Source organism: Oryzifoliimicrobium ureilyticum (assembly GCF_037199735.1).
In the GTDB taxonomy this organism is placed as follows: domain Bacteria; phylum Pseudomonadota; class Alphaproteobacteria; order Rhizobiales; family Rhizobiaceae; genus Rhizobium; species Rhizobium ureilyticus.
This window is the reverse complement of record NZ_JBBBVQ010000002.1, coordinates 539,995-561,742: the sequence shown is the minus strand read 5'-3', so window position 1 is coordinate 561,742 and position 21,748 is coordinate 539,995. Positions and strand designations below refer to the sequence as shown.

29 protein-coding genes are annotated in these 21,748 nt (G+C 54.7%); 24 read left to right on the top strand and 5 right to left on the bottom strand.

Features of this window, described 5'->3' with window-relative positions; genetic code table 11:
- Positions 1-323: 323 nt before the first annotated feature.
- The 12 genes from VQ830_RS05795 to VQ830_RS05740 all read left to right on the top strand — a co-directional run bounded on the left by VQ830_RS05795 (position 324) and on the right by VQ830_RS05740 (position 7,298).
- Entirely contained in the window at positions 324-563 is a 240-nt protein-coding gene (locus VQ830_RS05795; protein WP_337267117.1) for a hypothetical protein, read from the top strand.
- Complete coding sequence (locus VQ830_RS05790) at positions 563-1,777, top strand: LvrA C-terminal domain-related protein (protein ID WP_337267116.1); 1,215 nt, start codon at positions 563-565, stop codon at positions 1,775-1,777. Before VQ830_RS05795 ends, VQ830_RS05790 begins: the two co-directional genes overlap by 1 nt.
- Positions 1,777-2,022: a hypothetical protein gene (locus tag VQ830_RS05785; protein ID WP_337267115.1), complete on the top strand. Its 246-nt coding sequence runs from the start codon at positions 1,777-1,779 to the stop codon at positions 2,020-2,022. The genes VQ830_RS05790 and VQ830_RS05785 overlap by 1 nt, the downstream gene beginning before the upstream one ends.
- Before the next feature lie 215 nt (positions 2,023-2,237).
- The gene (locus VQ830_RS05780) at positions 2,238-2,729 is read left to right on the top strand and encodes a Panacea domain-containing protein (RefSeq protein WP_337267114.1); all 492 of its coding nucleotides are present in this window, start codon (positions 2,238-2,240) and stop codon (positions 2,727-2,729) included.
- On the top strand, positions 2,726-3,541 hold the full coding sequence (locus tag VQ830_RS05775) for a hypothetical protein (RefSeq protein WP_337267113.1): 816 nt from the start codon (positions 2,726-2,728) through the stop codon (positions 3,539-3,541). Before VQ830_RS05780 ends, VQ830_RS05775 begins: the two co-directional genes overlap by 4 nt.
- A gap of 584 nt (positions 3,542-4,125) precedes the next feature.
- Entirely contained in the window at positions 4,126-4,824 is a 699-nt protein-coding gene (locus VQ830_RS05770; RefSeq protein ID WP_337267112.1) for a hypothetical protein, read from the top strand.
- 136 nt (positions 4,825-4,960) lie between these two features.
- The gene (locus tag VQ830_RS05765; RefSeq protein WP_337267111.1) at positions 4,961-5,272 is read left to right on the top strand and encodes a hypothetical protein; all 312 of its coding nucleotides are present in this window, start codon (positions 4,961-4,963) and stop codon (positions 5,270-5,272) included.
- On the top strand, positions 5,269-5,805 hold the full coding sequence (locus VQ830_RS05760) for a hypothetical protein (RefSeq protein ID WP_337267110.1): 537 nt from the start codon (positions 5,269-5,271) through the stop codon (positions 5,803-5,805). The genes VQ830_RS05765 and VQ830_RS05760 overlap by 4 nt, the downstream gene beginning before the upstream one ends.
- A complete protein-coding gene (locus tag VQ830_RS05755; protein ID WP_337267109.1) occupies positions 5,789-6,343 on the top strand; it encodes a hypothetical protein in 555 nt (184 codons plus the stop codon). The genes VQ830_RS05760 and VQ830_RS05755 overlap by 17 nt, the downstream gene beginning before the upstream one ends.
- Positions 6,333-6,515, top strand: coding sequence for a hypothetical protein (locus VQ830_RS05750; protein ID WP_337267108.1), 183 nt, complete (start codon positions 6,333-6,335; stop codon positions 6,513-6,515). The genes VQ830_RS05755 and VQ830_RS05750 overlap by 11 nt, the downstream gene beginning before the upstream one ends.
- Positions 6,508-7,002, top strand: a complete 495-nt coding sequence (locus VQ830_RS05745; protein WP_337267107.1) for an HK97 family phage prohead protease — start codon at positions 6,508-6,510, stop codon at positions 7,000-7,002. Before VQ830_RS05750 ends, VQ830_RS05745 begins: the two co-directional genes overlap by 8 nt.
- Positions 6,999-7,298, top strand: coding sequence for an HNH endonuclease (locus VQ830_RS05740; RefSeq protein ID WP_337267106.1), 300 nt, complete (start codon positions 6,999-7,001; stop codon positions 7,296-7,298). Before VQ830_RS05745 ends, VQ830_RS05740 begins: the two co-directional genes overlap by 4 nt.
- 149 nt (positions 7,299-7,447) lie before the next feature.
- On the opposite strand, the gene VQ830_RS05735 is transcribed toward VQ830_RS05740, so the two are convergent.
- Complete coding sequence (locus VQ830_RS05735; RefSeq protein WP_337267105.1) at positions 7,448-7,942, bottom strand: hypothetical protein; 495 nt, start codon at positions 7,940-7,942, stop codon at positions 7,448-7,450.
- A gap of 211 nt (positions 7,943-8,153) precedes the next feature.
- On the opposite strand from VQ830_RS05735, the gene VQ830_RS05730 reads away from it, so the two are divergent.
- The 5 genes from VQ830_RS05730 (at position 8,154) to VQ830_RS05710 (ending at position 14,309) form a co-directional block, all read left to right on the top strand.
- Positions 8,154-11,294: a phage tail length tape measure family protein gene (locus VQ830_RS05730; protein ID WP_337267104.1), complete on the top strand. Its 3,141-nt coding sequence runs from the start codon at positions 8,154-8,156 to the stop codon at positions 11,292-11,294.
- Positions 11,295-11,362: 68 nt separating this feature from the next.
- Positions 11,363-13,348, top strand: coding sequence for a hypothetical protein (locus VQ830_RS05725; RefSeq protein WP_337267103.1), 1,986 nt, complete (start codon positions 11,363-11,365; stop codon positions 13,346-13,348).
- A gap of 67 nt (positions 13,349-13,415) precedes the next feature.
- Positions 13,416-13,637 carry a hypothetical protein gene (locus tag VQ830_RS05720; RefSeq protein ID WP_337267102.1) on the top strand — a complete coding sequence of 74 codons (222 nt, stop codon included), beginning with the start codon at positions 13,416-13,418 and terminating at the stop codon, positions 13,635-13,637.
- A gap of 91 nt (positions 13,638-13,728) precedes the next feature.
- Complete coding sequence (locus tag VQ830_RS05715) at positions 13,729-13,968, top strand: hypothetical protein (RefSeq protein ID WP_337267101.1); 240 nt, start codon at positions 13,729-13,731, stop codon at positions 13,966-13,968.
- Positions 13,968-14,309: a hypothetical protein gene (locus tag VQ830_RS05710; RefSeq protein WP_337267100.1), complete on the top strand. Its 342-nt coding sequence runs from the start codon at positions 13,968-13,970 to the stop codon at positions 14,307-14,309. The genes VQ830_RS05715 and VQ830_RS05710 overlap by 1 nt, the downstream gene beginning before the upstream one ends.
- 428 nt (positions 14,310-14,737) lie before the next feature.
- Here the strand turns inward: VQ830_RS05710 and VQ830_RS28980 are convergent, their stop codons facing one another.
- Complete coding sequence (locus VQ830_RS28980) at positions 14,738-14,851, bottom strand: hypothetical protein (protein ID WP_497812703.1); 114 nt, start codon at positions 14,849-14,851, stop codon at positions 14,738-14,740.
- Positions 14,852-16,014: 1,163 nt separating this feature from the next.
- Complete coding sequence (locus VQ830_RS05705; protein WP_337267099.1) at positions 16,015-16,227, bottom strand: hypothetical protein; 213 nt, start codon at positions 16,225-16,227, stop codon at positions 16,015-16,017.
- Here VQ830_RS05705 and VQ830_RS05700 point away from each other — a divergent pair.
- Positions 16,214-16,477, top strand: a complete 264-nt coding sequence (locus VQ830_RS05700; RefSeq protein ID WP_337267098.1) for a hypothetical protein — start codon at positions 16,214-16,216, stop codon at positions 16,475-16,477. The two genes, VQ830_RS05705 and VQ830_RS05700, sit on opposite strands and share 14 nt — an antisense overlap.
- Positions 16,478-16,479: 2 nt before the next feature.
- Positions 16,480-17,559: a tyrosine-type recombinase/integrase gene (locus VQ830_RS05695; RefSeq protein WP_337267136.1), complete on the top strand. Its 1,080-nt coding sequence runs from the start codon at positions 16,480-16,482 to the stop codon at positions 17,557-17,559.
- A 621-nt stretch (positions 17,560-18,180) separates the two neighbouring features.
- On the opposite strand, the gene VQ830_RS05690 is transcribed toward VQ830_RS05695, so the two are convergent.
- Both VQ830_RS05690 and VQ830_RS05685 read right to left on the bottom strand, forming a co-directional pair.
- Complete coding sequence (locus tag VQ830_RS05690) at positions 18,181-18,423, bottom strand: hypothetical protein (protein WP_337267097.1); 243 nt, start codon at positions 18,421-18,423, stop codon at positions 18,181-18,183.
- An 82-nt stretch (positions 18,424-18,505) separates the two neighbouring features.
- Positions 18,506-19,297 (bottom strand): XRE family transcriptional regulator, encoded by a 792-nt coding sequence (locus VQ830_RS05685; RefSeq protein WP_337267096.1) that lies wholly within the window; start codon positions 19,295-19,297, stop codon positions 18,506-18,508.
- Positions 19,298-19,432: 135 nt separating this feature from the next.
- On the opposite strand from VQ830_RS05685, the gene VQ830_RS05680 reads away from it, so the two are divergent.
- From VQ830_RS05680 to VQ830_RS05660, 5 genes are read left to right on the top strand one after another with little or no spacing between them, the layout of a single operon-like run.
- A complete protein-coding gene (locus VQ830_RS05680) occupies positions 19,433-19,762 on the top strand; it encodes a helix-turn-helix domain-containing protein (RefSeq protein WP_337267095.1) in 330 nt (109 codons plus the stop codon).
- Positions 19,759-20,070, top strand: coding sequence for a hypothetical protein (locus tag VQ830_RS05675; protein ID WP_337267094.1), 312 nt, complete (start codon positions 19,759-19,761; stop codon positions 20,068-20,070). Before VQ830_RS05680 ends, VQ830_RS05675 begins: the two co-directional genes overlap by 4 nt.
- Positions 20,067-20,414: a hypothetical protein gene (locus tag VQ830_RS05670; RefSeq protein WP_337267093.1), complete on the top strand. Its 348-nt coding sequence runs from the start codon at positions 20,067-20,069 to the stop codon at positions 20,412-20,414. The genes VQ830_RS05675 and VQ830_RS05670 overlap by 4 nt, the downstream gene beginning before the upstream one ends.
- Positions 20,414-21,286, top strand: coding sequence for a ParB/RepB/Spo0J family partition protein (locus VQ830_RS05665; protein WP_337267092.1), 873 nt, complete (start codon positions 20,414-20,416; stop codon positions 21,284-21,286). Before VQ830_RS05670 ends, VQ830_RS05665 begins: the two co-directional genes overlap by 1 nt.
- Complete coding sequence (locus VQ830_RS05660) at positions 21,276-21,743, top strand: FtsB/FtsL family cell division protein (protein WP_337267091.1); 468 nt, start codon at positions 21,276-21,278, stop codon at positions 21,741-21,743. Before VQ830_RS05665 ends, VQ830_RS05660 begins: the two co-directional genes overlap by 11 nt.
- The last annotated feature ends 5 nt before the right edge of the window (positions 21,744-21,748 follow it).

The window sequence follows — 21,748 nt, the reverse complement described above, 5'->3', positions numbered from 1 at the left end:
ATGATCTCGGATATATCGACTTGGAACAGAGGACTTTGCAAACCATCGACAACCCGTTCGGCACGAGGTTGTTACCTATGTCTTAGGAACAGATTGTTACCTATGTATCCGGGTTGGACAGAATGAAAATGGTGGGCCCGGAGGGCAAACCATAGAGTAGGGATTTCAATATCTTAGCGAGAAGTGGGACGCCTTGTCGTTCCGCCTGTTGTTAGGGTTTTCCAAGAAGAAAGTCCCACCAAAAATCACAGCATAGACCCCAACCAACCTGCCGGCAGAGCCGGCAGGCGCGCATTCGTGCGCGCTAACGCAAAGGATGCGCAGTGAAGATTCTGTATACCCATCCAACTAACGAAACGGGCGATCGCGCCTGCGTTGCTTTCGTTGATGTTGAGCTCAACGAGCATATCCGCCTCTACGGTCTGAGGCTCGTGCGTCAGCCCGACGGCAATCACTTTCTTTTCGCGCCACAAGCTGGGCACCGCCGCAGCGCGACCTTCTCGAAGCCATTAGCTGAGCGTCTTACCGCCCTTGCTCTTGAAGCTCTAAAGAGGGCGGCGTGATGGACGATGGCCTTGAGAATAAGTTCCGCCTCGCTACTTCCGCTCCCCTTGATCGACGAATGAAACGCAAGCATCTAGCCGTCTATGGATTCCTGCTCGAATGGTATCATCGCAAGTATGGCGACGCGCTCGCCAGCGTGAGACATATTGTAGCGCAGCTAAAGGAACGCGACCCCGCAGGTATTGGGCTTTACATGGGCGACGTTCATTCCGCGATAAAAGATCTTGAGGAGTGGGGCTATATCACGGTCAACCTGGGCGCTGGCCGTCGGGCTTCACGGTACATCCCCATCTGGGATTTAGGCCGTAGCGTTCATAAAACTCCGAACGCTAACGAAGAAGAAAATAGCGTTCGGGAAAATCAGAACACAAGCGTTCGGGAAAATCAGAACGCTAATGATGATGGCGTTCATAAAACTCCGAACGAAGACCCAGTTACCGGACCCGGTCTACAGACCGGGGTACGGGTAAGTGGGAAGTTCGATGACGTGGCTACGCCACCGCCTGCGGTTGCCCCTACGGGCACCGCAGCGGTTCCGCCATCGGGAGATGGCTTTAACGAATTTTGGAAAGCCTGGCCGCGTAAGCACGGCTTGAAAAAAGCTCGCGCTGAATGGACCAAGATCGTGAGCGATGTCGAAGTCATCATCCGAATTGCCCGCGCTTGGGCTGCGCACTACCAAAAGCACGGCGTTGACATGAAATGGGTGCCGGAGCCGGCGAACTGGCTGCGCGATGAAAGGTGGAAGGAAGACTTGCCGCTGATCCACATCGACAGCAAGGGCGCGGCAATTGCCAAGGCGAAGGCCAACGCGCCGGCTAAGATGGAAAAGGCTATCTCAGCCAACGACAACCGAGAGGACGATGACGAGTCGTATGAGATGGTCGTGGACGTCGGGCCTTTCACGCCTTTAATAAATAGCCAGTCCGGTAAGATCACAGGCAGCTCAGTGGAGTGGACTGATAGATTCACGGAAAAGGTCGTCCTTTCTTTGGAGTGTGAGAATAAGGAGAGCACCTATCCTTTGACTTTTGAGCACACGTTTTTTCCCAACCACCCGGATGAGAAGAAGCAGGCTCGCGGACAGGAATTTGTAGCGAAGCTTTCCGAACTCGTAAGCGCGCCGCTAGAGGACACGGAGCAACTGCATGGGCTGCCCGTTCGTGTTACCGTCGATAAGCGCCTCGCAATCTCGTATGAAAGGGCCGCCTGATGGATGAGCGCGACATTTATCGGATCATCGACGAGCGCCTAGCTCTTGCTCTACCAAGGGATGCAGCGAAGCGGATGATGCGGATATCGCCTTTTGAAGCACTCAATGACGACGGTCGCGAAGTTAAGGTGATAGGCGTCACGCTGCAGGATGAGGATAACTTGGAGTTTATCGTTATCCGCACTAGTGATGACGGAGAGATGTTCCCTGGCCTGGAGCCAAACTTATGGAGGAAAATTGAATGACCTTCACGAAGCGAAACTCCCGCTGCACGTATTGCGGATGGCGGCGAACGATAACAAGCGACTGCTGCTCCACTGCGCGTGTGAGGGAACGCAGGAAGCCGGCGATGCGTTTGCCAGGAAACAAAGGGTGATGCGCGGACAGATTGTCCGCCGCACGACTACATGTTATAAAACAGCCTGCGAGAATATAGATTCACGCAACGAAAGCAGAAAAAATGGCAGCGCTTTACGACGTATCAGACTACATCGTAGTCAAGCTTCGCGACGGCGGAGTGTTTGTTAATGTCTTGAAACTTCACAAGTTGGTCTACTATGTCCAGGCGTGGCACTTAGCGTTTGGACGTGGACGCATATTCAATGGAAGTTTCCAAGCATGGGTGCACGGACCGGTGAGTCGTGAGCTTTACGACAGATATAAAGATACCAAGACAATGTACTCGTTGGTTGATATTGCCGACGTAGACCCATACTTCAGCGTTGCTCGTCTTCATGACTCAGAGCGCGCGCATATTGACGCAGTTCTAGAAGTATATGCTGATTTCTCTGGGGACCAACTGGAAGAGATGACGCATCGAGAAGCTCCATGGCTTCAGGCGCGCGCTAATGTCCCCGCATCAGCCCGGAGTGAAACATTGATCTCAGACGATGTTATGCGTGAGTTTTACGCTGCTAGAATTCAGCCTCAGGCTGCGCACGCTAATGCATGAAACCAGTATTAGATAAGGATATTGTTCCTCAAAAGTCGCAAAGACCATCGGCGGGGCATGTCGGAGAAAAAGCCCGATGGTCGTTTTCGATGAGGTTCTGGCGACAGCTAGACAACTTCGGCGTGGGCGACATGCAGTCGAACTGGTTCGTTTCTCTGTTTGAGCGAATGAGCTCGCTCTGCGAAATGACGATAGAAAAGTTTCTCAGAGACACGGTAATCCAGGACAGCGTTCGGTTTCATGCCATTGACTGGAATGGCAAAAATGTTCCGCTAACTCGGAAAAGCTTCGATTGGCTGCCGAAAGACTATTTGGATAACCCGGATGAATACCCAATCTATCAGTTCCACGTGTCAAAGGCATTGGGACGCGTAGTCGGTTTTTTTGATGAAGCTAGCGTTTTTAACGTATTGCTACTGGATCCGAAGCACAACATCCAGCCCTCAAAGTATAATGATTATACGATAGTTCCAACGAAATCTGGGTCTTGCAACTATACCTCGCTGGCCTCAGCTACTGCGTCTTATCTACACAAATGCTCTAATACAGACTGCTCAATAAAGTCTGGATTTATGGGTTTTATTGAGCGAGAGATCCACACTCAAACCGAAGGTGTTGTTATCTGTAAGGTTGGCGAGGAGCATTATGACCGTCTACAGAACCTAAGGAAGTCCATAAAAGATTTCCATTTGAAGGACGTCATAGAAATCGGTCTTCTTCAATTCGAGGAAGATCTCTCATCGGAGGGCGGAGGGGGCACTTCGGCCCTTAAAGTTAAAGTCCTGGGTAGCGGCGACCCAGCCGAGCACTAGCGCTAATACAGGAAATTGCCTCGCGCGCGATCGCGCGCGCGCAAGCGCGCGTGCGCGAGGAATCGTTGAAGAATTTGGNCTTCGGCCCTTAAAGTTAAAGTCCTGGGTAGCGGCGACCCAGCCGAGCACTAGCGCTAATACAGGAAATTGCCTCGCGCGCGATCGCGCGCGCGCAAGCGCGCGTGCGCGAGGAATCGTTGAAGAATTTGGAACAGGCGCTGTCGTCATTCACATAAAACAGATCTTGTCAACATTAAAATATTGACAAATTCAAAATTATGTCGTAGGATTTTATACAGGATCAACGAGTCCACCGCGATCGCGGAACCAAGTAAGCGCCGCACAACCGGCCAGAGCAACCGTCACAATTCGGAGCTACGAATTTGCAGCACAGTCATCCTGTCGCGGCCAATGACAATATGCCGCGCCGCAATGAAGATTTTACTTGCCTTGCCGAGCGGAGAGAGTACCTCGCCAGCCTACCAGAAAATGCGAAGCCCGTGCTGGCGTGGCCTACTGCCGAGAGGCTAGCTAGACTAAGCAGTCCTGATGCTGCCAAAATGCTCTATCGGTACGCAGAGATCATGTCTCCGCTTCACGTTGTCGTTGCTAATGACAATGCCGATGATTTGGCTGCCCCAGAAGGTGACCCGGATATGCGGCATGAGGTGCGCCCTACCGAGGGCGAGCTTATGAAGGCTGCTTCAGGCGGCCTTCGCTGCTCAGTCCTGTCCAGTAAGGTAAAAGGGCAGTGGACGGTGATGGCCCGACGCCAACCTGTATTTGGCGTCACCTATGTTGACGGTGTATATGACGGTTATCGGATCGGCGATCTGCTATTCCGGAACGGCAAACTCCTGTCCATTGGCGTCACTGCCAAAGGCATGCGCAAGATGCCAGCTGAAAGAACCCGGCAACCAAGGGGTCACAAGGCTCCGCCTCCGAGGTCCCAAGACTCCATCCGCTTTTTGCTGCCCGCCAACGATAACACGCCAATTGCGAAGGGCGCTGGCTGGCTTGGTGGCATTACACGTTCAAAAGGCAATGCAACTCGACCGGATCTGGGTGAGCATGAGGCTGCGCTCGAGATTGATCGCGCAAGGAAACAACGCGCTATCCGTCTTTCGCTCGGCCTGGATGCAGCCGTGCTTGATGCTGCAATTACTGATGCCACTGCAAAGCAGATTGGCGAGGCGTTCGGATACAGCGGCAAGACCGCAGAGCGCAGGGGAATAGAGAAAATAAATGCGGCACTCAAAAGATTCCAAGAAATTGCAGCCTGACAGTCCCTAAACAGGCGTCTGGGGACGTATCTATATGAAGGGATATGTGGTCCCCAACTTTCCACCCGCTGCACCGTAGCTCCGCAGCGGGTTTTTCTTCGTTTCTATTCCCGAATTTTTTCCGAAAGGACAATCCATGGCCTTCTCTGGGCTTAACGTCGTTTGCGCTTTTGCGGGCTCGTACCGTCGCGAAAAAACACAAGCCATCATCGGCAAACTCAATTGGTCGGAAGCGCCAGCGTCTGGTGCCGCGACTACGAACGCTGCGCCACCCGTCAATGACGTTCTAGGGCAGGCAATATTCCGCATCCGCACCTCGGCTGACGCCTACGTCTCAATTGGTCAAACGCCGAATGCTGCAAATAGTCCCCGGCTGCTTGTTCCGGCCAACACCGACTACGACGTGTTTGTTGACGGTGGTGATAAACTTGCCTGGGTTGCTGCATGACGAACCCCATCCCGAAAATCGCGGAGCTCATTGAGCAGCATCTGGGTGTCCGGACGTCGCGAACAGAAAATGTCGCCCGCGCCTTGCAAGAGGCAGGCCAGCTTCCAAGAGGCGGTCCGTTTACTCCGCCGGACTTTGACAGAGACGATACCGTCCGGCTCCTCGTTGCTGTCGCGACGGGTGCCAAGCTGGCTGACGTCGCCGCTGCTACGACCGCTACATTGGCAGCAGTGCCAGGCGGCGCCGACATAACGTCCGCGCCGTTGTCGGTGCCTCGCAATTCCGAAATTCAGCTTGGAGTGCTGGCTGGGATGGCGATCGACGGCGACACGCTCGACGGTCTGACAATCGAGGTCGTTCATGGCTGGCCTGAGGTCGCTGTCAAATGGAAAGACGGCGTGACGCAGCGCCTGCAGGCCGTCGGCACCATCCCAAATCATCAGCCAGGCCATCAGGGTCGTATCGCTACGACGATTCCTGGACCGGCTTTTGCTCACATCATAAAGGAGGCCTGCAGTGGCCAGTCAAATTAAGATCCCAACACTCGGAGAGGCCGACGGAACGTATGCGGCGCTTGAAAAAAAGCTAGTAGAGCTGAACGCAGACGCCGCGGAAACAGCTCGCGGTATTTCCGAACTGCAGGATGACATTGTTGCGCGACCGCCGCCTCGTGTTTCGTACGCGGTCGCAGAGTTGCTTGGCGAAACCATCGCCCAGGAGCTGTTAGCGCGCGGAGAGCGGCTGCGAGAGTTACGCAGGCATTCCGAAGCCGTCGAAGTAGCCATTGGCGAAGTCCAGAAGCGCATACGTGAACGCCAATCGGCAGCTAGTGCGGCTGCATGCACATCTGTACGTGCCGAATATGGCCGGCGGGTTCGGGCGCTTGTTGATGCGCTGGAAACAGTGCATGCCGCTCGCAGTCATGCTGAAGACTTGCTTGATGCGATGGAACGCGAAGGTATCCAAATTGAGCGCCTGCCGGCTGTTCGGCCGCATTTTCTTGGCGATCTCCAGGACGGACACATTTCTCGCTTCATTCGTGAGGCGCGGGAGGCCGGCTATGTCGACTGAGCGCCGTGAATATGAATCGCGTCCGGCAGACGGCGGCCGAAAGGCGCCCCGTTCGGTGAAGCTCCCGGGTGAAGCGCGCCATGGCTCGACAGCGGAGCCAGCCGCTTCCATCGCACGGCGGCTCGCCATGGCAAAGCGGGAGCGCAAGATGAAAGAGCGCCTAGATGGCTGACATATCAGGCTACGCTATTCAGTGGAACCAGCCCGCCATTATCGGCGGTCTATTCGAAGAATGCTTTGCGAAAGGCGCCTTCAATCAGTCGCTGATTGATAATCCAGATGTGGTCGTGTTGTGGGGTCACGACACTACTCGACCTCTGGCTCGAGTGTCGAACCGGACGCTGACCCTGCGGTCTGATAAGATTGGCCTCTGGTATAGCTTCAGTCCCGACGAGAAGTCGCCAATGGGGCAGGAGGTTGTAGTCTCCGTAGGATCTGGCCTTGTCAATGAGGTTAGTGTTGGCTTTGGTTCAATTGAAGAACAATGGGACGATAGCGGTCAGCTTCCTAAGCGGCTCATAACCAGGGCGTGGCTTGGCGAAATCAGCATCGTCCTGTGGGGCGCCTACGGGAAAGGCACGAGCGCTGAGGTAGTTCGACGTGCGTCTGCGGCCAGCCGTGCTCAGGCAGCGATGCGAGCGCGGGGGATTTCCACATGACTAGTCGTAGCCCCGCAGCCCAGGAGTATCATAAGCTATATCGCACTGCGATTTGGAAACAGCTTCGAAAGGCGCAGTTGGCTAGAGAGCCCTTATGTCACCTCTGCAGTGAGGTGGGTTCTGTCACTGCCGCCGACACCGTCGATCATGTGAAACCACACCGCGGCGATCAGGCTCTATTTTTCGATCCAGCCAACCTGGCAAGTCTGTGCGCATCCTGTCATTCTCGCCATAAGCAGCGAGAGGAGAACGGGCGGAAGATCGTAAGGTACGGGGCGGACGGCTACCCAATATAGGGAGGGGTGCCGCATATCGCTCAGGAAACCGAAAATAGGTTACCGGCGTGCACCATTCGTACGCATTTTGTCGATTGAAATGTTGAGGGTATGTGATGGTGGCGGAGAAAATGAGTGCATAAGGCTAGACCAGAGCTGGAAGGATGCCACTACCCTCTCAGATAGTCATCAGGAAGATCAGCCCAGTTAACTATATGCTTTCCCTCCGCTTTCATTCGGGCCTCAGCTTGGCGATGGCGACGCAATGTTGACCGTCGTAACTCGTCTCTAACGTTTGACGTGAACATGGAGGCGCGATTGAACAAGGTCAAAAATAACACCTCAAAGTCTGCGCCTTCCGCGCCGGGGCTGGCGATGTACCATAAATCTTCCCGCTTTCGAAGTCGGAGTGCAATGTCGCGATTGCCTTTCGACCGCGCATGGCAGCTTAAACGGCTTCTTATTCCACGTCCCGCACTCTCTGATATTCCGACGTAAAGACCATGAAGATTGTCTGGCCAGTTTGCTGCGTAGTCATCATATTCTTCGGTGGGAATAATCGGCTTGAGTGCATCAATAGCGTTGCCGATTACATAGATACCAGGCCCAGTCGGTGCCATGCCATAATTACTGAGTGGCTGTGGATCGAGCCAGTTGATCGTCATGCGTAAACTCTATTCCTCAAGAGACAGGTCTGCTTACTTCAAAGGCACGCCGCTTTAGGCTACGGCCAAACTCCAAAAAATGCCACCCAATACCGTATGCCCACAATCGCTTGCCGGTCTCACTGGCATAGCGGTTGTCGCTATCGTTTTGTAACACAGGGAACATTAATGACGAATTTCACCGCCCCATCGGGCCGCGGAGTGCATCGGCATGGCCGCTGACAATGCCGACGACCTGATTATTTCCATCAGCGCGGACCAGGCCACGCTCCGCCGCAGCATCCAGCGCATTGAGCGCGATATCGGCGGCCTTGCAGGCACGGTTAAGAAGTCGTTTGACGCGGCTGGCAAGTCGATCGATACGTCGATGACGACAGCCTTGCAGCAGCGTGTCAATGCCATGGTTGGCATCGGCGTTACGGCAAGCAAAGAGTGGGGCGGGGCGCTCGCCGACCAGGGCAAGGAGCTAGACCGGCTCAAGGCTAAATACAGCCCGCTGTTTGCGACGCAGAAGACGTATCTGGATTCGCTGAAAGACATCAAGGCAGCGCATGCGCTCGGCGCTATTAGCTCATCCGAGATGACCGCGGCCATCCAGAAGCAAAAGGCGGCTTTTGCTGATCAGGTTACAGCCATCAAGGGCCGCAATGCCGCTCTGAAAGATGCGGCAGCCAACCGCAACAACTTCGCAGCGACAAACGCGTCATACCAGTTTCAGGATATCATCACCCAGGCCGTAGGTGGATCCAATATATCCACTATCACGGCGCAGCAGGCGCCGCAGTTGGCTATGGCGCTCAAAGAGGCTGGCGGAGGTGCGCAGGGCCTCAAGGCTGTGGGGCAGGGCCTTCTGGCGCTTGTCGGTCCATCCAGCCTTGTTGCTGTCGGCATTACCGCCGCGACTGCTGCTGCTGTGGCATTTGGCGTAAAGGCTTTGGATGCCTTCGAGGCCATTGAGTCGATAATGAAAAAGCACGAGGATACGATGAAACGTATCCAAGAGCTTTACGACAATGCAGGCAAGGCGGGGGAGCAGTTCGGTAGGCAAACGCAGACCGGCATTTCATATTTTGCCAACCAGGATCAGACGGCGCTGCGCAAGCAGCTTGCCAAGAGCCTAACGGCTTTTCAGTCCGATGCAGGTTCTTCGTTCTTTGTCGCTCCCCAGGCGGAAGGCCTTGGACTGCCAGAAGTCGATCCGGAGCAGGTTAGCCGCTTCGGCAAATACAGCGACACCGTAAAGAAGTTTCTGTCAGACTTGCAGGATGGCAATGCTGACGTTCTTGAATTCAATCGCCAGATTCAAGAGATCGCCAACACCGATCCAACGGACAAGGCGCTTCAGAAAACGGCGACGCGGATCCTTGAGCTTACAAAGGACGCAACTGAGGCTGCTACGGCTCTTGACGAGCTCAATAAGAAGCGTCGCGAACTCGAGATAGCATTTTCGCGAACGGCCGCAGCAGAAAACCAGAAGAAGTATCTGGTTGAAAATGCGGACAAGCTTGCCGACATGCAACGCCAACAGGCTGCTGCACTTAGTGCGATCGGCGCCAAAACGCCAGACCAACTTGCCGCCGCCGCAAGAGCGCGTGTCGCAGCAGAGCCGATCAACGGCAATGAAAGTGTCGATGTCAGGCAGGCTCGCATTGATGCTGCCGGCATACTTGCAAAAGCAGAGGCCGAGCAGCAACTGGCAGACGCGCAAAAAGAGCGCGCTATCACGCTGTCGCGCATGCTCGCTGACCAGCAGAACGAATTAGATCTCGTCGGCAAGACGGGCGGCGCCGCAGAGGCGCTTAAAAAGCAGTACGATCTTATTGCCCAGCTGCGAGACGAGGCGGCGCGCACTGGTAACAAGGTCGATGAAGCCGAAATCCAGGCGATCAAGGACAAAACGGAGCAGTATGGCAAGCTTGCCGATGCAATCAGCGCTGCGAAGCTTTCTGTGGATCTCAATCGTGATGCTGCCGATGCTTTGCTCAGCGACCGCCAGCGCCGCATTGTCCAGATGCAACGCCAATACGGCCTGCCTGAAGACGCTAATAGCGCGACAGGCCAGCAAATTGGCAGCCGGCTGGATCAGCAGCAGATCGCTGGATACGCCGAAGGGTTTCTCACCGACTTCGCGAGCGCGGCACAGAAGAAGGGCACGAGCCTTGGTGAGGCTTTCGGCGACGCGGTTAAAAACGCGGCATTAAGCGCGTCCAATGACATGCTCAAGTCCTTGTTTGGCCAAATCGCAAACGGATTCGCCTCCGCGGTTATGGGTGGTAAGGGTAGCGCAACATCTGCTCTGCTCGACAAAGCGTCAGGCATCATCGGAACAGCCCCAATCGGAAAGGTTGAGCGCGGCGGCCCGTTGCCGGATGTTGGTGCGTATGCCAATGCGATTAAGTCAATTGAAAGCAGCGGAAATTATGGAGCGCTAGGCCCCATAACCAAGTCTGGCGATCGCGCTTATGGCGCGTACCAGGTAATGGGCGCAAACATTCCTGACTGGAGCAAGCAGGCGCTTGGCTACTCACTCACGCCACAGGAGTTCCTAGCCAACAAGGATGCGCAAGACGCTATCTTTGCCCATCGCTTCGGTGGCTACGCTGACAAATATGGGCCATCGGGCGCGGCGCAAGCATGGTTCGGCGGTCCTGGCTCAGTTGGTAAGGGCGGCATGGGCACCGATATCCTCGGTACCAGCGGGAACGAGTATGTTGCCAAATTTACGAAACAGCTGGGAACGGCTACCAATGAACTGTCCACCTTCGGTAACGGCCTAGGTCAACTGGGCAGCTCGCTTTCGTCGAGCTTCTTCCCTGCTGCGCCAGCAGGCGGCGGCGGTGGCTTTGGCAGTTTTCTGTCTAGCATCTTCGGTGGCGTTTCAAGCATACCAGCCAAGTTTGCTGGGAGCGCGCAGGCTGTAGCCGCATTTTCAGGCTCCGGTCTTTTTGCTGACGGCGGTCATGTCGCCGGACCCGGTACAGGAACCAGCGACAGCATTCCGGCATGGCTCTCAAACGGCGAGTTCGTTGTCAATGCGAAGGCCACGAAGAAGAACCGCAAGATGCTCGAGGCCATCAACACCGGCCGTGTAGGGCATTTTGCTGTTGGCGGCATGGTTGGCAGTGTGCCTGTTCCGGTCGCACCGACGCTGACCGCTAGAGGCGGTGGCAGCACCCAAGCCGGCTCAGGCCCAGGCGTTCTAGTCGTTCGTATTGACGGAGCCAACGGTGACGACCACGTCCGCATGCTGACGAAGCAGGGCGTCAGCGAGGGCATTAGCCAATACAACCAGCAGCAACAGCGCGGCGGCCTCGGCACGCTGCAAGGCCGGTTTAACTCGCAGAAGGCCTGACGCTTTCATCCAAGTACAACTTTACAGCCCTTGGTCGCGAGCCGGGGCGCTTTCTCATGGAGATTTGCATGCCACAATTGGCATCACGAATTTGGGAAGATGGCCCCGCCTTAATGCCATCGCAACCTGCAAAGCGACTAGTACGTGATTGGGGCACATGGGTCGAGAACGTTATCGCTTCGTTTCTGGCTAGCCAGAGCGGAGGGCTAATCTTTTCAAGCCGCGCCGCTCTTTTCGCTGACCTTGCTCATCCAGCCAATTCATCTGCATGGGTAATCGGCGACGCGAACATTGCCTATAACGGCGTCTACATGAAGAACGGGGCGTCCGGATCTGGCTCGTGGACTCGCGTTTCTGATCTGCCATTCAGCTTCATCATTGCCAACAATAGCGGCGCTGGAACGGCGAATGCGATCCAGGCGACGACGAGCATCCCCGTTTCAGGCTCGGCTCTGGTGGTTGCTAACATTGTTGCAGCCAACACCAGTTCCCCGGTAACTATTCAATTCAATGGCGGCCCAGTCCTCACCGTTAAGACCAACAGCGGTCAAAACGTCCTTGCGTCCGGTTTGGCAAGTGGAATGCTCGTTGCCGGCTATGTGACGGGCTCCACGTTCCGACTCATAAGCGATCAGGCCAGTGCCGCAGTCCTAGCTGCGGCCGAAGATGCAATCAGTCAGTACGAGACGATTAGAGACACCGCAGAAAGCGCGCTGCAGCCGACAGATATTGGCATCAGCGTTAGCCGGCAGATCGAGCTCGACGCCAAGCGTGACGGCGTTGTGGGCGACGGTGCCACACCGATCTCAACGCAGTTGCAAACCACCTACAATCGCCTGTCGTCAAGCACTGCGATCGCCAACGTCATCGTGCTTAGTGACCCTGCATACTACAACGTAAACACGGCCATCACGAAGCCCGGCGGAAAATTGGTAATCCTTCAACTGAAGCCAGGTGCAAATCTTGGCGGCTCAGCGGCAGGTTCTGTTCCATACGACATTATGGAGAGTTGGGAGCAGGCGTCTTATATCGCGAAAACAATAGCGAAGACCGAGCGCTATTGGGATTATGGCTATGCGTGGAGCGTTAAAGCTGAAGCCGCATTTCAGCTCGGACAGCGCAGGACGTCCCACTTGATGAACCATGTTGGCCCGACGCTCAACAATCAGTCCACCGAGTTCGGGAATGTCTCACGCTATATGGCACCGGACATCACTGACCAATTGCCGCAAGGTAACAGCCCTGATTTCGATAAGATTTATTCGAAGATCGGTCGTGTTGACTACATGCTCAACCAAGATCGCAGGGGAAACAATGTCGCTTACAGCCCTCAAGCAGTCATGGAGGGCGGTGCTCAAGCTGGCCTAGCGTTCGGGGCAACACATATCTCCGCTTATACAGGCGCAATCAATCCACTTGTGGAGGTGTCGGAAGGCACCATTGGCTATGCGCCGGTCATTGAGTCCAACGTAATCGGCTTGTGGTATCGCGCAACAGACCGAAGCGGCCCGATTGTCGTCATGCACAAGATGGTCAGCCTAAGCGCCGAAGATCACTTTGCAGGCTTGCACCTTGCTACTGGACCGAACGGCGGAAATCATCTGAATGGCATCTTCGCCGATGCAGAATCGATCCCTGCGGATGGTCATCTCATTAATTATGAGGGAAAATACTCGATCAACTCGGAAGGCGAGGTAGACAACTATCTGACGCGTCCGTTCAGCACGACGCCAACAGGCACTGGCGTAACCTCGGCGTCTTTCAGTGGCCGCATGCAGCGCACCGGCAAGAGGTTCAAGATTATCGGCGTGGTAAGCGTCACATCAGCCTCTGGCGGAGCTGGAGCGCTGAATGTTCCTCTGCCGTTTGGACTGACGGCTGCGCTGCCGTCACCGGTTTCTGGAATCAGAACATCAAGCGAGAGCAGTGTGAAGCAGTTGATAGGCGGAGTCTTCACAAACGGCACTAGCTTCAGCGTTACTAACTCGGACGGCACGTCTGTAATTGCCTCTGGCTTCACGGGACTAGTCGAAGTTGATGTCGACGTCCTCTAGCCCGCCAGAACCACCACCAGCCGTCCACTAAGGCGGCTTTTAGGCCACCGAAAATAAGGATCTAAAGATGCAGCAGACTAACTCGGCGGCGCCGGCCGCGCTCGCCCTCAATATCGCAAATCAAGTCGTTCACAAGCTTTGCGTAAAAGGAGTCTTGTCGACCAAAGAAGCACATGGATTGCTCACCGAAATCGCAGCAACAACGCGCGCCGACGACATTGGTGGAGGTGTCTTTGCTGATTGGCTTGATGAGGCGGCAAAGCAATATCTTGCTGTCGAACTACAATGACATAATCGCATATCTAGAACATTAGAAATCGCTTGCAAAGAATGAGAGCTCCGTCGATTATTGATCATCGGTTTGAACGAGGGATGACAACTTGGCGGCGCTTCTTTCTGGCATCGGTTTTGCGCTTTTGGGGTGGATCCTACCAATGCTTTTTCCTTCTATACCTTCTTTTGTTCAGTACACGATCTTTGCGGCGTCGGTCTGCTTGGTGCTTGCCGGTCTATTTTTCGAGATACGTAAGCGTCAACATGGCGGTAGCTCGTCAAATATTTCGGTGAAAATGGGCAGCGGCAACAAGGTCGGTGATATTGGACACAAGGTGAAAAAATGATGGAAAAAGGGAAGTTAGGCGACATCAATGTTAATATGGGTGACGGCAACCAGGTTGGCGACATAGGCCATAAGATCACTCTTCATGCACCCATTCCAGGTCCGAACTCAATCATTCAGAATGGCGTTGTAGTGGGAGAGATGGTTAGTCAACCGATTGAGGAAGGAAGTTTGATTCGCTTCGAACAGCTTTTCTTCAACGGCAGTTTTAAACGTGACGAACCGTTCACTATCCAAAACGTGGCCCTCCAGATCATCGAATCCGGCAATACGGGCATGGAAGTTTTCGGCGGTCGTACAGAGAAAATCACCATTTGGGATGTAGTATGTAAGGTCTTATAGTATGGGGCAGACTTTCGTCTGCCCAATCTAATGTTTCAGAATACCTTCATCAGCGAAGTCAGAAGCGATAGAGCAAGTCCATCTAATCTGATTCTGCAGGCCAGCTTGAGGTATCCAGGCGATTTCTCAAGTTCGAAAGAACCGGTGAAGGCGAGGGGCTTTGCAATAGTGGACAAACTGTCCTCCTTGTTTGCTCGATTGACCCTTTGCCGCTATAACCAAATTGCGAGCCTGGTTGCCGGTTATTAATCGGCGAACAGCGACAAAGGGGTGCTGTGTTTCAGCACCCCTTTTTTACTCCAAATTCCGGTCTGGCTACTACCCTAGTGGTTCTGTAATAACGCTGCAGTCGCTGCCATCCACAAAGAATTTCGTTCCGCTTATGTTCCAATTTGGCAGTTTCACTAAGCGAGAGGCGCTCCCGACTGTCACACTAGCGACGCTTCCTTGTCGTTAGAGCCAGTAGTTTCTCGTACTTTTTGTCCATGGACAGTGCCGGAGATCCACCAGATTTTGCCACGCTTGTAGAGCTTGAGGGGCATCTTAGAACATCCTTTATCCCTTCGATATCTGCTTCAGTTAAGAGAATGTCGCGGCCGCGAACCATGCACAGTCCATTGGCTTTTGCCAGTTTTGCTACGCCTCTATTCGTGAGGCGTAGATGCTCCGCGGCCTCGCTTAGCGTGTAAATTCTTCCTTGCGGGTGAGTTATCATTCGCCGTTCTCTCGCATCCATTTTTCATATGGATCCTCCGGTTCGCTGGGATTCAAGCCGCTGATCTCATCAAGCCGGGCATCTATGGCTCGCTTGTCCCATCGGCGGGTGCCTGAGATCGCCGGAGGCATTTTGTTATTCGCTACCCACATTGAGAAAGTCGACTCGGCAATTCCAAGGTAAGCAGCAGCTTCTTTCCTGCCTATGAGGCGAGGGGAGTTGTCTGGCGCCATGACGATCCTCAGCATTGAATGGCAAAATGTTGCGCCAAACCGTGCTGTCGCGATCGTCAACAGTCAAGGGCATGGAAACAGCGTCAAAAGTTCGCAGAGTTTGTTATGATGGTAGGGCCTGAGCAGCCGGTTCTGTAAGCTCTTGAAACCGTTAGAGGAACGGCAATTCCATTTTTACAAATTTGTCAAAATGGTAACAAAATCAGTGCTTTAGCAAGAAATCAATGACGAGAATTAGTACCCCTAAAAGGGGAATATTCTGTTGCTGGCGAGGATGATTTAGTTAATCCTAATCGTGGGGCCTGAAGAACTCCACGAGAAACAAAGCGGTTGGCGCCGCTTTATGTTCGCGATCCTTGGCGGGATCGCTGGCTACACGTGATTAGTACCACGTCCACCTGGCCGTTATAAGCCGGGGGAGCGTGCTATGTCCAGCGCAAAAAAATGTCGACTAGCTATCGTCATGCGTAAAATCACGCTGCTTGTCTCGCGGCAGGTGTTCAACCCCCGGCTTCCGGCCGTCAACCAGTGGCTCTGAACAAGCCCCAAACCGCGAGTAAGATATGACACCTCTTCAATCAAGCGCGCCTTCGTGCACACCCTTCAGATTCGCCGTCGGCGAACACGTCCGACATCTGTCCGGACAACTGCCTTCGCGAATCGTTGAGCGATCGCGAACCGGTGCGGGCAGGGAACTTTATAAGCTTGCCTTAGATGACGCCGCCGACGAACGCCCACACCGGACCGTGCTCGGTGATTACTTAATCAACGCATAGCCGCGTTTCAGCGCCGAGCGCCACCAGGGATCTGCCTGCGGAGCAACGGCCGGCGCGGTCACCACCTGCCTCACCAGCAGCGCGCCGGTTCTCGTTTCAGGGGATCGCCACGCCCCATCACTAGCAAAATATGCCGATATCTCCATAAATATGGGATGAGCTTTTGTAAAAGGAGGATCGATGAAACCAGCCAACGACAATTATCTTCCCGCCGGCTTGATGCCTCGCGGTCTTAACCGCACGGCCGCTGCCGCTTATGTCGGTATCGGCGCAACTACCTTCGATATGATGGTTGCTGATGGCTCGATGCCAGCGCCTAAGAGGGCTAGAGGGCGAGTTCTTTGGGACCGATACGAAATCGATACGGCGTTCGAAGCTCTGCCATCCGACGCGGCAGCGAAAGAAGCAGGCAACAATCCTTGGGATCAGGGCGTGTCAGCTTGAAGGTGAAACTGAAGGGCATCGTTGAGGATGTCGATCGCCATGGGAACGTGCGGCTTTATTATCGCGTCAAAGGCAAACCTAAGGTTCGACTTCGAGAGAAGCCGGGCACCGCGGCGTTTGTGCGAGAGTACGAATGCGCTGAGCAAGGCATACCTTACGGAAAAGCGGCGCCCACACCAGCGAAGCCGCCAGTCGCGAGGTCTTTCCGTTGGCTTTGCGAGCAATATTACAGACGCGCGGCATCGACTGTCAGCGAGGACACAATGGCTCGGCGCCGAAGAGTGCTTGATGACATTTGCGCTTTGCATGGCGACAAACCGTTTGAGCTGATGGAGCGCCGACATGTAACTGCTCTGCGTGACGGTAAGCTCGAGACGCCTGGTGCCGCAAATAACCTCGTGAAGGCGGTCAGCGCGCTCTTCGCGTGGGCGATCGAGGTGGGGGAAGCAAGGACAAACCCCTGCCAAGGAATCAAGCGGCTAAAGTCCGGCGACGGCTTTCATAGCTGGACGCTTGACGAGATAGCAGCCTTTGAAGCAAGGCATCCGCCGGGTTCAACTGCACGGCGTGCTTTGGCTATCTTTCTATTTACCGGTCTGCGCCTGTCGGATGCTGCTATTCTGGGACGACAGCACATCACTGACGGCTGGATACGTATTCGACCTAAAAAAACTGGAAAATCTAGCGGCGTAGAAGTCAATCTTCCCATCCTTCCTGAGCTCGACGCAGAGCTTAGCCACGTGCCTGCGGGACAGCTTACGTTTCTCGTAACCGAATACGGCAAGCCATTCGCCATCAAGGGACTAGGCAACAAAATGCGGGATTGGTGCGATGAGGCGGGTTTGCCTCAATGCAGTGCGCACGGCCTTCGTAAGGCTGGTGCAGCTATTGCTGCAGAAAACGGCGCCACGAGCGACCAACTGAAGGCAATTTTCGGTTGGACAACTAGTCAGCAGGCCGATCTCTATACGCGCGCAGCGCAGAGAAAGAAGCTCGCTGAGGTCGGGGCGGAGCTCCTAAAACGTCCTGAAGTCAAAAACACAAATGTCCCACCGAACGTACCGCTGTTGTCCGTCACATAGATCTGCAATTGGCGGGATTTAACGAGATTAAGCGGGATCAGATGAAATAATCAGAAATTTCCGAGAGTTAGACGAAGCGCTGCGCGATATCGGATTTTGACAATTTTTCACTTCGATGATGAAATTCCGAGTTGCGGTGCGCCGATCTCGATAAAGTATTGCCTAGGCTCAAATTCAGCTTCGAAAATCCGCTTAGACTTTTAGAGCGTCTTCAAAAGCCCTGTAAATAGGCTTTGAGGCGATTTCCTCCGTTCTCAAAATCGTCGCAGGGCAGGCAGTAAACTGGCAAAAATGGTTCGCAAAAGCAAAAAAGATTCCCGCCATCTGGCGGAAATCTCTGGAAATCGAAATTTTCGTTGCAATTACAGCTGTTTAACGAGGATGGTGAGCGGAATAGATTCCCGCCTTACCTGATTGCCTTGATAACTGCCGGGCGCTCAGTAAGACTTTGCCGCCAATCGCCGTCGAAGCCGAAATTCGGCGCGTCCATCGACTCGGCGAACCAGAAGTCGGTGAAAGCCGCGACGTCAGGTGGACAAAACCAATGAGCTGCTCCGTCGGCATCAACAGCCCACCATTTTGCTTGTCTCGGAGCCTGTTTCCAATCCACCTGCGGCACCGTCAAGCGTCCTCGAAGAGGTTTATGGTTTCGCCGTGCTGCGAAAGGATACGTGGCTCCGCAATGTCTCCTGTCTCACCCTCCACCATGACTGAAACCGCGACCGCTCCAATATACCGTTTAGCCATAGCGGCAGCAATGCGCTCGGCGGAGACGGCCGAAGTGGCGCGGCGCTGCTCTGCCGGCACGATATGGTTGCGCGACTTGCGGAATGAAACCGCCATGAAATTTTGAGTGAGAGACATCGGCACATCCTTTCTACTTTTCCGATGTTCTATATTTGTTCTCATCATGCTCGGAGTCAATCCGCTATTAACAAAATCCTAATTAAGCTCTTCTCCAAAGCCATGCGACCCGGCCGAGCGTGGGTTTCAGGTCAAAGTCGGGTCCGAAGATATTGATCGGTGCAAAGCGAGGATCTTCGTTATCGGACACCCAGCTTAAAGACGTGTCCGGCTGCCAGAACGCTCTCTTGATGTAGAGGTGACCGTCGTCTGAGAACACGCCGATTTCTCCATCCTGGATGTCCCGTGAGATCTTCTCGACGAGGACAAGATCGCCGTCCATAAGCGTGGGAGACATGCTGTCGCCCTTCACCCGTAGCAAGAAAACCTTTTCGGGATCGAGGCCAAGCAGGTCAGACAACAGAGCCTCGACGTCGAGATCAAAACCCTCGTCTTCATTTAGAATCACCCGGCCGCCGCCTGCAGATGCTTCGTAGGGATAATACTTAAGCATCTTCGGCATCGGGGTGTAATTGCGCTCGTTAAAGTTCACTAGGCTAGATGCCGCCTTGGTTATCTCCTTGACTGCGCTAACCAGTGTTTGGGCGGTACCGGCGTCCACTTCCACGGCAGGCTTCTTAATCTTCGACGGATCATCAAACATCGCGCCTTCGCCGGTCACAATCCAGGTGACGCTGATGCCGAGCTTTTCGCGATACGAAGCTAACACTGTCGTTGTCGGTTCGGTCTCGCCGCGCTCGTAAGACGCAAGCGTATTCTTGCTGATGCCAAGGCGCGCAGCGATTTCATCCCTCTCGGGATCTCCAATCGATCGCCGGATCTCACGTAACCGGGCACCGAGCGCCGTTTTAGGCGCTGCTTCGGGTCTAGCCACTATTTCCCCATTAAACCAAAATATCGTTTTACTAAAACGAGAATCTGGTTTAATCCTTTCTGTGTTCGCAGACTTTCACACCCCAAAAAAGGGAAGCCGGCCAGGGCCTCCCCATTCTGGATCAAGGATTCGTTTATGCATTGCGATGCCCAAGACGACAAGGCCGATCGTGCCGAACGTCGCCGCCTCGAAGAGGTCGCCCGGATTAAGGCGAAGCTAATCGTCGCCAAGCTTACGCTGGCGAAGATCGACGAACTTTACAACCTTCGCCGTGGTACTGCTGGAAATGCGGTCCATGAGCCGCATCTTGCCGGTGAGCGTGCCATCGCGGCAGCACTCAAGACAAGGCCACATCTCCTGTGGCGCACTCGGTATTATCCCGATGGAACTCGTCGGGATCCTCAGCCCTCCCACCATTATCGACACGCTCGCCGCGACAGCCACCAAGTGGGAGCCGCAGCATGAAAAGCGTGATGCAATCCCTCCGCCGTTCTAGCCTTTTCCATCCGGTAGCGGCCGCTTTGGCCGACCGGCAGGGCGCTAATATCGCCCCGGCTGTCCGGTCGCTCAACGACCGCATCACCATTTCCTTTTCAGGCAATCAGGTTCGCGTCTCAACGACCAAAGAACAGCCTGAAATAGACGTTCGAAACCCCTTCATTCCCTCTTCGTCGTCTGTCTGCCGCTTGGCCGATCTGGTGATGATGACGGGCATGCTTCTCATCGGCATCACTGCCGTTCTCTTGGCGCTCCTTTCGAAGGTGTCGCTATGAACCTGCATTCTCAGACATCTCTTCATGATGGCGCGTTGCACGCTTGCGTTCTCGCGGTTCGCGATGGCTTTCCGCATCTCGCGATACGCGACATCATCGACCCACCGCATGAGTGGTTTGATGCGGCGCTTGCCCGTCAGGTGGTTATTCACCTGATGGTGCGGATCTTCATGGTTCCGAAGCGCCGCGTCGTCGAGCAGCAGGACCGCTCGCGCGAAGCCGTAAATCGCGCCCTGCGGACCATCGACGATCGGCTCCGTTCTCCTCGTTTCGAAGCTCACTACTGCCGGATCGCAGCTGCTGCCCAAGGCTCGCTGACCGCGCGCATGGAGGATGCTGCCTGATGGTACAGTTCAAATCCATCCCGCTTGATCAGATTGTCGTTCCGGAACGGCTCCGCGCGGTTGAGGAAGAGCATGCTCTCGCGATCGCGCAAAGCATCGTTGAGCATGGCTTGATCAACCCAATCACGGTTCGACACACCCCCAACGCAAAAGGCGGGAGTTACACGTTGGTAGCTGGTGCGCATCGTTTGCGGGCTTGCCAGATCAACAAAGACGCGGAGATCGAAGCTACAGTCGTCGAAGGCGATAAGACCGACGCCCAACTGATCGAGATAACGGAAAACCTGTTCCGCAATGACCTTTCCGTCATCGATAGGGCGGTGTTTGTTCAAACCTATCGCGACGTTTGGGAAGCTAAGTTTGGAAAGGTCGAAGCGGGCCGTCCCGGAAATCGCGCCAACTTGTCGCAATTATTGGAGCAGGAGGCTGAAGCCGGAAGCTTCTCCTTGCACGTAGCTGACCGAATGGGCGTCTCTAGGCGAGCAGTCGAGCGGCTAAACAAGATTGCGAAGAGCCTTCATCCGGACGTCCGCACTGCGGTTCGCGGCACACCGACGGCAGATAATCAATCCGAGCTGCTCAAGATTGCCAAGATGGAGCCTACGCGCCAGCGCCAGTTTGCCGCTGCCATGGGCATCCATAAGGATAGCAAGAAGGCCTTTACCGAGGTCGTCGAAGTGCAGCCAAAGGCCGAACTGACCGAGGATGATAAGTTCAAGCTTTCTCTGGTCCGTCTACAGAAGGCCTGGGAAGAGGCCGACGAGGCCGCCTGCATTGAGTTCCTGAAGGGCCTCCTTCACGATCCCGACGGCCTTCTGTCGAGCTTTGTCAACGATCACTTCGATGTCGAGGGGATGCGCGATGAAGCGTGATCCTTCTCAGCTCGATCTCTGGCTAGAGCCTGTCTTTCCGACCCGGATGCCAGCGCGCACGATCGATATTGCTCGTTTCCGGGCCAAGTTGAAGCGCGCGATGGCCCAAGCAATCCGCGAGTGCCCGTATGATCGCCCGACGATTGCGGCCCGTATGGCGCAGTATCTTGGCATTCCATCCGTCTCAAAGGCGATGCTCGATGCCTACACGGCGGAGAGCAAGGAAACCCACGATATCAGCATCGCGCGCTTCAAGGGCTTTGTGCACGCGACTGGGGCGGTCTGGCTTTGGGACATGATCGTCTCGGAGGACGGTCTTCTTATTCTCGAAGGCGATGAGGCGCGTCTCGCCGAGATCGCACGCCTTCAGCAAGAGCAACGTGAGATCGCGGCAAAGGTGAAAAACCTTCTGTCGACGCCTGTCACGATCAAACGAAGGGGCAAGGCGCAGCTATGACCGCA

Excerpts from the sequence above, each read along its gene's own strand:
- VQ830_RS05790 (WP_337267116.1), top strand. The coding sequence starts at position 563 with ATGGACGATGGCCTTGAGAATAAGTTCCGCCTCGCTACTTCCGCTCCC.
- VQ830_RS05785 (WP_337267115.1), top strand. The coding sequence starts at position 1,777 with ATGGATGAGCGCGACATTTATCGGATCATCGACGAGCGCCTAGCTCTT.
- VQ830_RS05780 (WP_337267114.1), top strand. The coding sequence starts at position 2,238 with ATGGCAGCGCTTTACGACGTATCAGACTACATCGTAGTCAAGCTTCGC.
- VQ830_RS05775 (WP_337267113.1), top strand. The coding sequence starts at position 2,726 with ATGAAACCAGTATTAGATAAGGATATTGTTCCTCAAAAGTCGCAAAGA.
- VQ830_RS05770 (WP_337267112.1), top strand. The coding sequence starts at position 4,126 with ATGTCTCCGCTTCACGTTGTCGTTGCTAATGACAATGCCGATGATTTG.
- VQ830_RS05765 (WP_337267111.1), top strand. The coding sequence starts at position 4,961 with ATGGCCTTCTCTGGGCTTAACGTCGTTTGCGCTTTTGCGGGCTCGTAC.
- VQ830_RS05760 (WP_337267110.1), top strand. The coding sequence starts at position 5,269 with ATGACGAACCCCATCCCGAAAATCGCGGAGCTCATTGAGCAGCATCTG.
- VQ830_RS05750 (WP_337267108.1), top strand. The coding sequence starts at position 6,333 with ATGTCGACTGAGCGCCGTGAATATGAATCGCGTCCGGCAGACGGCGGC.
- VQ830_RS05745 (WP_337267107.1), top strand. The coding sequence starts at position 6,508 with ATGGCTGACATATCAGGCTACGCTATTCAGTGGAACCAGCCCGCCATT.
- VQ830_RS05740 (WP_337267106.1), top strand. The coding sequence starts at position 6,999 with ATGACTAGTCGTAGCCCCGCAGCCCAGGAGTATCATAAGCTATATCGC.
- VQ830_RS05735 (WP_337267105.1), bottom strand. The coding sequence starts at position 7,942 with ATGACGATCAACTGGCTCGATCCACAGCCACTCAGTAATTATGGCATG.
- VQ830_RS05730 (WP_337267104.1), top strand. The coding sequence starts at position 8,154 with ATGGCCGCTGACAATGCCGACGACCTGATTATTTCCATCAGCGCGGAC.
- VQ830_RS05725 (WP_337267103.1), top strand. The coding sequence starts at position 11,363 with ATGCCACAATTGGCATCACGAATTTGGGAAGATGGCCCCGCCTTAATG.
- VQ830_RS05720 (WP_337267102.1), top strand. The coding sequence starts at position 13,416 with ATGCAGCAGACTAACTCGGCGGCGCCGGCCGCGCTCGCCCTCAATATC.
- VQ830_RS05710 (WP_337267100.1), top strand. The coding sequence starts at position 13,968 with ATGGAAAAAGGGAAGTTAGGCGACATCAATGTTAATATGGGTGACGGC.
- VQ830_RS28980 (WP_497812703.1), bottom strand. The coding sequence starts at position 14,851 with ATGCCCCTCAAGCTCTACAAGCGTGGCAAAATCTGGTGGATCTCCGGC.
- VQ830_RS05700 (WP_337267098.1), top strand. The coding sequence starts at position 16,214 with ATGAAACCAGCCAACGACAATTATCTTCCCGCCGGCTTGATGCCTCGC.
- VQ830_RS05690 (WP_337267097.1), bottom strand. The coding sequence starts at position 18,423 with ATGTCTCTCACTCAAAATTTCATGGCGGTTTCATTCCGCAAGTCGCGC.
- VQ830_RS05680 (WP_337267095.1), top strand. The coding sequence starts at position 19,433 with ATGCATTGCGATGCCCAAGACGACAAGGCCGATCGTGCCGAACGTCGC.
- VQ830_RS05675 (WP_337267094.1), top strand. The coding sequence starts at position 19,759 with ATGAAAAGCGTGATGCAATCCCTCCGCCGTTCTAGCCTTTTCCATCCG.
- VQ830_RS05670 (WP_337267093.1), top strand. The coding sequence starts at position 20,067 with ATGAACCTGCATTCTCAGACATCTCTTCATGATGGCGCGTTGCACGCT.
- VQ830_RS05665 (WP_337267092.1), top strand. The coding sequence starts at position 20,414 with ATGGTACAGTTCAAATCCATCCCGCTTGATCAGATTGTCGTTCCGGAA.
- VQ830_RS05660 (WP_337267091.1), top strand. The coding sequence starts at position 21,276 with ATGAAGCGTGATCCTTCTCAGCTCGATCTCTGGCTAGAGCCTGTCTTT.